Source organism: Gammaproteobacteria bacterium, assembly GCA_003696665.1.
In the GTDB taxonomy this organism is placed as follows: Bacteria; Pseudomonadota; Gammaproteobacteria; order Enterobacterales.
Window position 1 is genome coordinate 1 of the sequence record RFGJ01000152.1, and the last position, 10,615, is coordinate 10,615.

Consider the following 10,615-nt stretch of genomic DNA (forward strand, 5'->3'; position numbering starts at 1 on the left):
ATGTTCACATTTCCTGTTGAAACAATCCTGTAAATGCCGGCACCAAGTGCGGGCGTTGCTGTTGAACCAGCAATCGTTGTGAGAACTGTCGTGGCTCCACTTCTCGGAAGCCTGAAACATTGAACAACACTGCCGGTTTCGTCTCGTGCGATTATACTCATTACCAATCTCCTTGTACTTTAATCATCCACCAAACCGCACGGGGACAACCCTGTGTGCGGTGTTTGTGAATCCGGTAGCCAAACGCATCTTGGCCATTCTGACATAGTCCTGGTACTGCTTTTCCCAAAAAGGAACAAGCTCATAGTTTGTCCAGGCTTTATGCGGCATAGAACCAAGAATGGCCTTTGCTTTTGCAGCAATGCCTTCCGAATATTCGTCCATAATGCCCTGATCAATCGTAGTCGCTGTGCTGGTCGGCCTTACGACAACCTGCAACGTGATTGTTTCCGTTGTGCTGGGCACCGGATAGAACCGAATCCTGCTTGGGCTTAATTGAATCCATGCCAATGGGGACGGACCTTTGGCCAACGTCCATCCTGGGTTGGCCTGGTCCATTTCGCGCCGCGTCACACTCTTTATTAGCTGACCATGAGAATTGAACACCCTTGATACCATAATAGGCAATTGGTCTACACCAACAGAAACCGCATATTCCGGCGTATCAACCGCAGTCTGAATTGCTGTTGCGTCCACTTCCCAGATATAGGTATCCTCGCAGAATGCAATTGCAGCCCGTCGAATTGCATCTTGGATGACAACATCCATGCAATCGCGCATTTCCGGCCTGACCAACGGCACCATATCCCACATGCTAGCCATCATTTACCCCTGATCCGGCACAACAATCGCCCCAGGCGATACGTTATTGGGGTTCACGGATTGCTCAGACTTGGTCTTCAATCCAAGGGAATTAAGGAACGCCTGATAATAACCGGCTGCACGATTCTCGTTTGCCGCAAACTCAGCATCCTTGCTGTAACTGCGATACATGATGTAATCGAGAAGCGCATTGGCGTAAATGTCATCAAGGGTGATTGTCCCTGTAATCGTCGCAACATTCGCCGGCGCTGCCGAATAAATCATTTCAACCGCGTTCGGCGTAGCTGGCGCCTGGGGATAGACATAGAACGTCTTTGGGTCGCGGCCATCAAATACATAATGGTCAACCTGACCATCAGCCGCCGCCGGCGATGAATGCCATGTAGGAATGGTGGAGTCCAGCACTTCCCGGTCAACCAAGCGCACAACCTTGCCCGGCGTGGTAAAATTGGGTGCCACTCCAGTCATGTTGCGCACAATGTCGATCAACTGAATGCCGGTTTGCGGAATACTCTGCTTCGTGCCCGGCACCAACTGTACAACTGCGTTCACTGAATATGCATTTGGCTTCAGCAATACAATTTCGCGCTGACCATCATTGAGCCAATCTAGGCACTCTTGGTCCGGCCAACGGACGCCGGTATCATCGTGAAACAGCTTTCTGGCCCTGGTAATTATTGATTGAGCGGTAATTGTGCCCATACGTCAACCCCTTCCAACACAAAAAGGGAGGCAAAAGCCTCCCATGCGTTGTTTTTACCTTACGTCAATGTTGAACCGTGGTTCTTCAACGGGAACGTTCTCACCCGTTTCAGGATCATGCTCAAAAAACGTGTATTTTGCGTTCTTCAGTACCCCATAAACTTCGCGTGGAACCTGAACCTCTACCCCTCGCCTGATGCGATAGGCATATCCATTGACACCTACATCCACGAACGGCGACTCATCCTTTTCTTTCGCAATGACGATTGTCACATGTTCGGTCTCTCTTGCCTCATCGCCGTGAGCATGGCCAATGGCCTCGACAGCATCCTCCGCACCAGATTCATCGGTATCAGCATCAGATTCAGCTTCAGCCTCAGCAAAATGCCTGGCCTGCTGTTCCAGATACAGATCAATCAACTGATCCTTGAGGAAATCATCAGGGTTGGCATCAATGCCGAAATTCTCCAACAACAATTCGCAAATCTTTGATTCGCGCATGCGCTTCAACTGCGCTTTCGATTTCTTTTTCAATTCACTCACTTCCTACCTCCGTTAATAAAAAAGGGGCCAACCCCGAAGGGTCAGCCCCATATCACGGCCTATCAGCTAGGCTTATGCGCTAGCAGCCACTTCAACGCGCACCATCCACAGATCATTGAGGATGGCCGCCGTCTGCATGGACTTCCAACCAGCCGTGCCGATCTGGGCCAGCGGGTCGCTGGACTGCGGACGGGGGTTAGAAATCAACGGCGTAATAGCGTTCTTGCCCTTGAGCGGTACGATGCCATAGGCATCACGGCCAACGATCAGCACAGGGTACACGTCCGAATTAGTGCCGGTCGTGGACAGCGTGTTGTTCGTGGCAGCAAGGCCGCCAGCATCGGCCCAAGGAGCAAACACCGTTGACGTGACAAAGCGCACGTCCTCGCACTTGCCGATCTCAGACTCAAACGGGGTCATCGAGCCGTAATTCTCAACCGGAACAAACCCAACCAAATCACGCACATCGTTTTCCACGTCGGGATGGATGAACGCGATATAAGCCGGCGCAACGTTCTCGGTGTTGAAGTTCGGCGTCGAACGAACAACCGACGTTACCTTACGGGCATTCTGCCGCTTCAAGGCGCGCACAGCCTTGCGCATCAAGGGCTTGGTGAACACCGTATTGACAGCCGTCCGTGCAGTGCCGTTTGCATAGATGACGTTGGTGCCCGCCTTCAGGATATTGAATCGGGCAATCTCGATCATCTCGGCAGCCTGCTCACCCAGAATATCCACGGTTTCGTTCAAAACCGGGTCCTCGTGGGTATCCATGATCACGTCAGTGATTTCCACATAGTCGCCATACTGCGTCAGCGTGGCCGTCACGTCCGTGCTGGTTAGCGTCTTGCCAGCAGGCTTGACACCTTCCGTCAGGGCATTCGGCGTAGCCGACAGGCTGTTATAGCGGCGGAACTTGGCCACCTTGGTTGAATTGTTCGGCAGCACATACGTCTGGCCGAATTTCTCAAGCACCAGATGCGGAACTGCGCGCTTGAGAAGCTTCTTTACCGCATACCCAGCGGTACGCGGCGAAATGTCACCATAGATAGTAGGCATTTCTCACTCTCCTTTTTATTGTGATTTTTGTTGAGCAATCACGTTCAAGCTGGCAACTCCCAACCAGAATCAAAATCATCAGGATCAGATGAGCCGGCCATATTCCCTACTCTCGAAGGGTAATTAGGCACAGCCTGACCTGCCTGCTTTTGCTGGTTGCGGCGTTTGCGCAACTTTTCGCGTTCTTGCTCGCGTTTTCGGTCCGACTTGAACCGATCAAGCATTGCAATGACTTCAGCGGTCGTCCCGCCCTGCTTGATTCGGATGAACTCCTGCGCGTCACGATATGGCAGACTCTCAATCCAGGCATCAATTTCAGGCACTATCTCCCGCCAGTCTGGATGCCTTTCGCTGATTGCAGCAATATGAGCCTCAGCTTCCGCACGTCGCTGCGCTTCCGTTACTGACTCAACCTTTTGTTCAACCTGACCGATAGCCTTTTGAACTTCCTGTTGGATCAGCTTCAACAACGGTCCGCGCATTTCCGGGAACTCGTCGAGAAACGCATCAATATCATCATCCCCAATATCCGTCAGGACATCTTCCTTATCCTGGTTACTGGTAGATGCTTCTATCTCAGCCTCTCGCTCCTTCAGGCGTTGCTCTAGCTCACGCAACTCCTGTTCCCGGCGCTTCAGCCGGCCTTCCCACGACTTGTACCGCTGGACATCCCCATCAGAAACATCCTCCGGCAATTCATCGTGCTCTTGCTGCCGTTCTTCCTCCGGTTCCGCCTCACCTTCAGATTCATCCTCTACAGAATCAAACTCATCTTCCGGTTCAGCATCGCCTTCGGAATCACCCATATCGTCGCCGGTTTCCTCGTCGGCGGCCTGATCGGTATCGCCTTCATCTACAACCGGCTCTCGCTCGTCATCATCATCAAATGCAGCGGAAAACTCCGCATCATCATCAATCAAATGCTCATCACTCACGTTTTTGCGCTCCTTCGGGCCAGCATTCCGCGCTGGTGTCCGTTATTTTTCCGGTGTCCTTGCGGGCCGGACATATCCCCTTACGTGTTCGGGGAATTCTGTCTAGGGCGTTCCTCATTGATCCGCTGCAGTAAATAGCGGACATTGCGAATTGCGCCCTGCAATCTCGTTTTGCCATCATGGTCATCCATATCAATCAACCGCTCAGTCCAGTCCTCGACGGCGGCCTCAAGCATGGAAATAAAAAGGCCACCGATTTTGGTGGCCCTTGCATCATGGCAATCGCGGATTAGATCATGTAAACTCATGGTGCTGCCTCCGGCAATGACATCGCACCTTGAGGCGCCTCATGCGCAGATTGCGCCATTGCTTGCGCCATTAATTGTGCAGCCATCTGCTGCACTTCATCCGCAATCTCTTGCGCCTTTTCCTCTGAAACCAGCACGTCTTCCGGCAATTCCAGCACCTTAACCTGTTCGCGTAGCAGCCTTGCGCGGTCCACAAACGCACCGTCGGTCGGGTTGGCGGTAGATTGTGCAAACGTCATCAGGTTTTGCGCACGCACTTCCCTGGCAACCAGGCTACTTGATCCAACTGCGCGTACCTGCACATCACCCTTGACATCATCAGGACCGAACATCATCAGCCAATCGTAAACTGACGTGATAAACGGCACGGTGATTCCTTCATCGAAATTGGCCACCACATCCTTGACCGTGACATTAGCTGCACCCATCAGCATCGACAGTCCACCTACCGTGCTGCCAACACCAGAATCAGCCTCTCCATGCATATAGCTAGGAATATTCGACACTTCGTCATTGAGCATTTTGAACATATTGAATAGGCTGATTAGCTCATTCAAATGCCCCTCGATGTTGGTTACATGAACGGCCTTGTGCCGTGCCTCATCGCCCTTTCCTCGCCGCAACCACGTCTTGAACGGATATATCTCATTGGCCTGCGGCACATGCGCCGGATCAATCAAATCAATGTTGACTTCGACTTGCGGACCAGCGGAAATAGCAGCATTGTCCACAGCAGCACGAATTGCGGAATTGGCTAGGTCTTGGGTATCACGAATAGCATCCGGCACACCTAGCCCGAACACCGACGTCTCATCTTCCTCGAAATGGTATTTATGGAACACATGCCGGGCGCGGTCGCTAGGATGCAGTGCAGCCTTGATAACCCTTCCACCCAACAACCAAATCACGCCAAACACATCGCCGCTCACATCGTCAGGCACTTCGCAGCCGCAATCTGCTAGCCATTCCGGGTCAACATAACCCCATCGTTCCAGCACTTCAAATCGTTTACGGTTTTCATTGACGCCTTGTTTCTCCGATCCGATGGTCCGTAGGGCTTCCTCGTGATACATGCGTTGTGCATCGCCGTCTGGATGGTTTTTAACGTAGTCCATGATTGCATCAGCATGAAAATCGTTACGCCTAGCCAAGCGCTGCAGATGATGCTTGGTCATAACATGACGCTGGTAAATATATTCGCACTGCGATATATCCGACGACTGCGCACTCAAATCAGGGTACACATCCCAGATCGGCACAAACGAAAATCCCGGTCTCTCTCTCGTTTCCTCGACCGCTACAAAATCGCCCACGCCATCGTCATATTTCCAACGAATGTCTTGAATAACGTCTGTTAGCGTGCCCTTGATCCACCCTGTGCCGTACAGATTGCCTGAATGTATAGCCCGGCGAGCGTGCCTGGAATATCTACCCTCAACCAATGCGTCAGAAATTGCTATCGACATAGCTTTCGCACGTTCCTCTGCCCATGCATTAATTGCATCCTCAATAACATCTGTAGGCAACTCGTCAACATTAACGCCTAGCTTGGTGGACAATTCCTGCACAATCACCATACGATCATGCTCTGGAATCGACGGTTTTGGCGTCGGCTTGATCGACCAATTGCGCTCAGCGCTCGATGGAAACAGCATATCAGTCATGCGAGCATTGAGTGTGTTGACCTTGATCCTAGTCAAACGCACAAACGCTTTAGTCTGGTTAGGATGTAGTCGCTGTAGAACCGCTGGCTCGTAAATGCCACGATACATGCGTAAATTAGTCAGCCAACGATCCTCATACTGCCGGCGCTCGCGCACTGCCTCGTTAAATTCCGACCGCAGGCGACTGCCGATGGAATCTAATTGAGCAAATGGATTCTGTATCTGCGAATCGCTCACATCCACACTCCTAATACACGCGCCTCGATGCCGGCGGTGGGGCGGCTATACGTTCCTCAGTAATGGCCACTGGTTCATAGAACGTGGCCGCCAGCGCATCAGCCCCATCAGGTGACCGAATCCCGCGCCTCTGCATATCCTCTTTCCGCTCCAGCACAATGCGTCCCTTGCTGTCAAACGAGTATTGGGGACCGCATAGGTCAGCATGCAGCGCGTCATTGTCTGGAATCCTCGCCGGCTGATCCTCAAGCCACTTCTTCATCAGGCACCACATTTCAGTCCGACGATTGGCGTACCTATCCGAATCTAACGCTCTTTCACCGCCGTTCACGGGACGCACAATGTCGCCGTAATTCATTTCGCGCAGCCGATCGACAACACCCGCTCCAATGCCCACGACATCCACAAAAACGCGGTCTGGTCTCTCCTGTCTGATGATTCTCACCACGCGCCCGACAACCTCCATCGTGTTCAGTTTACTGTGGTATTCCAGTCGAAACGCTCTCCGACCCTTGCGGCGGATAAATGCTGTCCTGTCGCTCCCGAATCGAGCTGGATCAACACCAACCAGGTACGGTCCGAACACATCCTCAACATCCGCATGCCTGGCCGTCATCGCCAATTCATTTCCAATCAGCGCTCTGTCGCTGCCGCTCGTCAAAAACGCTTCAGCAACAGTAGCCGGATACTCCTGTCTAAACGCCATTTCTCCGTCGCCACCGGCAGCGGACAATTCGCGGATTTTGCATCGCCTCCAGTAAATCTGTTCGGCATCCAACCCATACGCTTCGGCATACTCTCGTTCATCAGCCGTCATCTCAAAGCCCGGCGGAACCTGTTTACGATACTCCGGCTGCCAAAACCAGGGGGTGAATATCAACTGATATTCGCTTTCCCCTGCCTGGGCCAGGATGCACTGCTCGTGAAAAAAATTGCCAATTCCGTTTGCTGTGCTTTCCAGCGCAATCTCCGTGCCCGGCTCATCCGGCACCGCCTGTAGCACACCCTTAGTGTGCTCAGCCGCATTCGGCCAAAATGCCACCTCCGATCCATGAAACAACTGGATCGTACTCGATCGTCCAACAGCTTTGTTGCCAGCCGTGCCAACCTTGTATTCCGAATCCAGCAACGGGAACGTCAACTCGTTCGCGCTGTCTGCGCCCGTCTCCGGTCTAATGGGATTGTGCTCATGGAAGCGCTTGACAATCGCAAACAGGTTTTTCGTTGCCTCGGCCTCGTGTGTCAGGATAAACACTCGTCTGCCCGGCCTCGTCGATGCACGATGATAAAACCGTGCCCCGATGTACGTTGAGCATCCCTGTTGCCGTCCCTTGAGGATCAGCGCCCGAACCCTACCAGTTTTTTTTCTCTGTTCCTCCAGTTTTCGGTGTATGTATTGCTGCGCCCTATTTAGATTCAGTGGCACAATCTCGCCCGGCTTGTTTTTAATCCTCAAACAACGCGGAGCATAAAACTCAAAATCGCTGACCAAGCGACGTAGCCTTTCAATCATCATCCTCGCTAGCCAATTGCTTCAGAAAATCCTCGATGCGGTGAGTATGGTCGATCTCCTGTTTATCTCGCCACCGCGCGCAATTCTTCAGCCAAAATATCGCGCCCGAACTCCCCTTAACTAGCGCCTGTTCCCAAGCTGCAACAACTCGCGCCTTTGCCTTTTTTATAGTCGCAGAAAACTCCCGACCGTCTAACGCAGCCACCCTTAACGTTTCCGGCGAAACATCCAGCGCCAATGCCAATCCTGTTATAGTAGGCATTTCCTCACGTGCCGCGCACTCAGCAAAGTAAGTGTCGATTTTTGCTTGGATTTCCGCCCCTTCCGTTAATTTCTTTGGACGACCGCCTGGATGCTTACCCTTAGCCATCAGGCATTCCCCAACGTTTCCATTTCCATCATATCTTGAATCGCAGTATCGAGAATCTGCATAGCTGTTTTGTGGTCGGCTTTCATTATTGCCTCAACCAAGCTGGGGCCGGGAACAAAATATGCTGTTGGCATATCCTGGCCTTGATGATCATCCCTCATCGTCGTCGTCGAACCCCTCAGCGAATTGAGATTTCTGATCAACTCCCTTTAGGCTCTTTTTCACAATGGACAGCACTTCATCCAGGTCGTCAGCAACCAATTCCTCTGATTTAAACTCGCGCTCTAAATCGACAACAGTCACCTTCCTGCCCTTTGCCCGCAGCCGCTTGCGGCTATTATCATCGAGACCCTTCTCACAGCGAATGATGTAACCGTTCTCAACCGGACGAATCGTGATATGCCTGACTACGTATGTCATTGCATCCCCCAAAAAAACGGCCACCCCGAAAGGATGGCCTATTATGGCAATAATTTAGATAACTCTCCCACGTCTGTCAACATTCACGATTGTGAAACCCGGTTCATAACGCACTCTGGGATGAGTGCGTCCGCGCGAAAGGCAAGATGATGGCAAGGGAAATCTATTCCCGGCGCGGCTGGGACGGAGTCGTCCCAGCCCGCAGCCGCGGGTGGCCGAATGGGAGCGCGGCGAACGATCCCCGCGCCGTCCCATCCGCCGGGCCTGTGCGCCCATCGCCGCCCGTGCCGTGGCCGAGATGGCGACGGAGGATGAGCGACTGCGGGCGGAAATCGTCGCCGCCATCGAGGCTCTGATCGTCTAGCGGTCGAGCCCACACTTTCCATGCCGGCCTTCGGGCCGGTTTTTTTGTGCTCAATCATCTACTAGAACGGGATACCCTCATCCTCACTCGAATCACGCACACCATCGCCAATTCCACCGAGCATCTTCATCTCACTGGCTCGGATTTCGGTTGTGTAACGATCATTGCCATCCTTATCCTGCCATTTCCTTGTTTCAATCCGTCCCTCGATGAACACGCGACTGCCCTTGATCAGGTATTGTTCGGCAATCTCACCAAGGCGTCCCCACAGGATAACCTTGTGCCATTCGGTGCGTTTTTTCTGATCCCCGTTACGATCCTTATAACGCTCCGTGGTCGCCAGCCGGATATTACACACACATGTTCCGTCTTGAGTATAGCGCGTTTCCGGGTTAGTCCCCAGATTGCCGATCAAAAAAACCTTATTCAACATAGCAAACACCCCTTTTCATTAATTGCAGATCAGTATTTCTCCCAGGCATACTTCCATGCATCAACCTCGACAGAACCAAAGAAGCTAGGTCTTCCCTTTTCTCTAAAATTAGTCATTTTTCCTCTCCTTATCTTGTACCCTTTCACTACAAGCTCCCGCCTCGAATTTGTCAGCTAACATCATGGCGATGTTTGCAACATCTGCTGCCTCAAGTGCTACATTGCCCCTCCCTTCAAGAGCATCGAACAGTTCGCTCACTTCTTCCAGCAACTTACGCTGCAGAAATTCGATTGAGCAAGCGTCGTTCATCCATCCCCGTTGTCCATTTTCATCCTCTGGCCAGCCTTTCTTATTAGCGTTCTTGTCCAGTTTATACTGCATGTTCCGTGCCATCCTTTGGATGGAAGGATGTAGTTGTAGTTCATCAACAAGTTTTGTCTTATTAGTCATTCTCGTCACCTTATAACCTATTTGATATGCTTCTACTTATATCCCGCCGCTGGCAGGCGGGAATGCTCGGCTGGGTGAACCATATCAAGCTGTCTAGCAGCACCGAGCAATTGATTAATTAGTGATGGCATATAAGACACAACCAACAAAGCCAATCACAAGCCACGCAGCGAGTAAGGTTGTCCACCACGTGGTCGGCAGATTCATGACGTAAGTAGCCAGAAATGAGTCAAGTATTGCTACCAGCACCACAATAATTTTCACTGACATTGATCACACCTCAAAGATAGACTTATGGCGTCTATACCGTCAAAGATTTCAGCCACGCACCGCCTCCATCATCTGCCAGAGGAACACGAACGCAGCCGCCGCCTGGAGCGGTACCTGCCCGTTGCCCGTTTCTTTATCTCTGTCCAGTTGATCGGGTATCCCATCAGCCACTCTCGAAATATCGGGGACGACCTGCCACCAACCCAAGTATTCAGACCGTTTCCGCTTTTCTTGCTCACCCCTTTTCGGTTCCAGTCCCCGCACACCGTCGGCGTCGGCACGCCACGCAAGGCACCACCATCTGTTGCGCTGATGGGGTGCTCCAACGTCGGAAGCGGCCAGACTCGTCCAGACAGCATCAAACCCGCGCGCGGCAAGGTCGCCCGCGACGACGGCGAGCGGCTGCCCTCCGGCTCCGGCAGAAGCGATAGCTGCGACGTTTTCCAGGAACAGGAATCGCGGTCGAACCACATCGGCGATGCGCAGGACTTCGCGGTAGAAACCTGAGCGCGTGCCCTTTCCAAC

The 10,615-nt window shown here is 52.4% G+C and carries 14 protein-coding genes; 1 reads left to right on the forward strand and 13 read right to left on the reverse strand.

Going from position 1 to position 10,615, the window contains the following annotated elements:
* Positions 1-183: 183 nt before the first annotated feature.
* The 10 genes from D6694_04645 to D6694_04690 form a co-directional block, all read right to left on the reverse strand.
* Positions 184-825, reverse strand: coding sequence for a hypothetical protein (locus tag D6694_04645; protein ID RMH45462.1), 642 nt, complete (start codon positions 823-825; stop codon positions 184-186).
* A 409-nt stretch (positions 826-1,234) separates the two neighbouring features.
* Positions 1,235-1,399, reverse strand: a complete 165-nt coding sequence (locus tag D6694_04650; GenBank protein RMH45475.1) for a hypothetical protein — start codon at positions 1,397-1,399, stop codon at positions 1,235-1,237.
* A 179-nt stretch (positions 1,400-1,578) separates the two neighbouring features.
* Positions 1,579-2,025 (reverse strand): hypothetical protein, encoded by a 447-nt coding sequence (locus D6694_04655; protein ID RMH45463.1) that lies wholly within the window; start codon positions 2,023-2,025, stop codon positions 1,579-1,581.
* Positions 2,026-2,139: 114 nt separating this feature from the next.
* The gene (locus D6694_04660; GenBank protein ID RMH45464.1) at positions 2,140-3,126 is read right to left on the reverse strand and encodes a N4-gp56 family major capsid protein; all 987 of its coding nucleotides are present in this window, start codon (positions 3,124-3,126) and stop codon (positions 2,140-2,142) included.
* A 44-nt stretch (positions 3,127-3,170) separates the two neighbouring features.
* On the reverse strand, positions 3,171-4,061 hold the full coding sequence (locus D6694_04665) for a hypothetical protein (GenBank protein RMH45465.1): 891 nt from the start codon (positions 4,059-4,061) through the stop codon (positions 3,171-3,173).
* Positions 4,062-4,141: 80 nt separating this feature from the next.
* Positions 4,142-4,369 (reverse strand): hypothetical protein, encoded by a 228-nt coding sequence (locus tag D6694_04670; protein ID RMH45466.1) that lies wholly within the window; start codon positions 4,367-4,369, stop codon positions 4,142-4,144.
* Positions 4,366-6,276: a hypothetical protein gene (locus tag D6694_04675; GenBank protein RMH45467.1), complete on the reverse strand. Its 1,911-nt coding sequence runs from the start codon at positions 6,274-6,276 to the stop codon at positions 4,366-4,368. Before D6694_04675 ends, D6694_04670 begins: the two co-directional genes overlap by 4 nt.
* Before the next feature lie 4 nt (positions 6,277-6,280).
* Positions 6,281-7,786 (reverse strand): hypothetical protein, encoded by a 1,506-nt coding sequence (locus tag D6694_04680; GenBank protein ID RMH45468.1) that lies wholly within the window; start codon positions 7,784-7,786, stop codon positions 6,281-6,283.
* Positions 7,776-8,153 (reverse strand): hypothetical protein, encoded by a 378-nt coding sequence (locus D6694_04685; GenBank protein RMH45469.1) that lies wholly within the window; start codon positions 8,151-8,153, stop codon positions 7,776-7,778. The genes D6694_04680 and D6694_04685 overlap by 11 nt, the downstream gene beginning before the upstream one ends.
* A gap of 150 nt (positions 8,154-8,303) precedes the next feature.
* Positions 8,304-8,597, reverse strand: coding sequence for a hypothetical protein (locus tag D6694_04690; protein ID RMH45470.1), 294 nt, complete (start codon positions 8,595-8,597; stop codon positions 8,304-8,306).
* A 100-nt stretch (positions 8,598-8,697) separates the two neighbouring features.
* Here D6694_04690 and D6694_04695 point away from each other — a divergent pair, with 100 nt between their 5' ends.
* Complete coding sequence (locus tag D6694_04695; GenBank protein ID RMH45471.1) at positions 8,698-8,937, forward strand: hypothetical protein; 240 nt, start codon at positions 8,698-8,700, stop codon at positions 8,935-8,937.
* A gap of 61 nt (positions 8,938-8,998) precedes the next feature.
* Here the strand turns inward: D6694_04695 and D6694_04700 are convergent, their stop codons facing one another.
* From D6694_04700 to D6694_04710, 3 genes are all read right to left on the reverse strand, one after another.
* Entirely contained in the window at positions 8,999-9,370 is a 372-nt protein-coding gene (locus D6694_04700) for a single-stranded DNA-binding protein (protein RMH45472.1), read from the reverse strand.
* Positions 9,371-9,478: 108 nt separating this feature from the next.
* Positions 9,479-9,820, reverse strand: a complete 342-nt coding sequence (locus D6694_04705) for a hypothetical protein (GenBank protein RMH45473.1) — start codon at positions 9,818-9,820, stop codon at positions 9,479-9,481.
* 318 nt (positions 9,821-10,138) lie between these two features.
* The coding region (locus tag D6694_04710; protein RMH45474.1) for a DNA cytosine methyltransferase at positions 10,139-10,615 on the reverse strand (477 nt) is incomplete at its 5' end.

What these genes read in the sequence shown, in the direction of transcription:
- D6694_04645 (RMH45462.1), bottom strand. Translation starts at nt 825, where the DNA reads ATGATGGCTAGCATGTGGGATATGGTGCCGTTGGTCAGGCCGGAAATG.
- D6694_04655 (RMH45463.1), bottom strand. Translation starts at nt 2,025, where the DNA reads ATGCGCGAATCAAAGATTTGCGAATTGTTGTTGGAGAATTTCGGCATT.
- D6694_04660 (RMH45464.1), bottom strand. Translation starts at nt 3,126, where the DNA reads ATGCCTACTATCTATGGTGACATTTCGCCGCGTACCGCTGGGTATGCG.
- D6694_04670 (RMH45466.1), bottom strand. Translation starts at nt 4,369, where the DNA reads ATGAGTTTACATGATCTAATCCGCGATTGCCATGATGCAAGGGCCACC.
- D6694_04680 (RMH45468.1), bottom strand. Translation starts at nt 7,786, where the DNA reads ATGATGATTGAAAGGCTACGTCGCTTGGTCAGCGATTTTGAGTTTTAT.
- D6694_04685 (RMH45469.1), bottom strand. Translation starts at nt 8,153, where the DNA reads ATGGCTAAGGGTAAGCATCCAGGCGGTCGTCCAAAGAAATTAACGGAA.
- D6694_04700 (RMH45472.1), bottom strand. Translation starts at nt 9,370, where the DNA reads ATGTTGAATAAGGTTTTTTTGATCGGCAATCTGGGGACTAACCCGGAA.
- D6694_04705 (RMH45473.1), bottom strand. Translation starts at nt 9,820, where the DNA reads ATGACTAATAAGACAAAACTTGTTGATGAACTACAACTACATCCTTCC.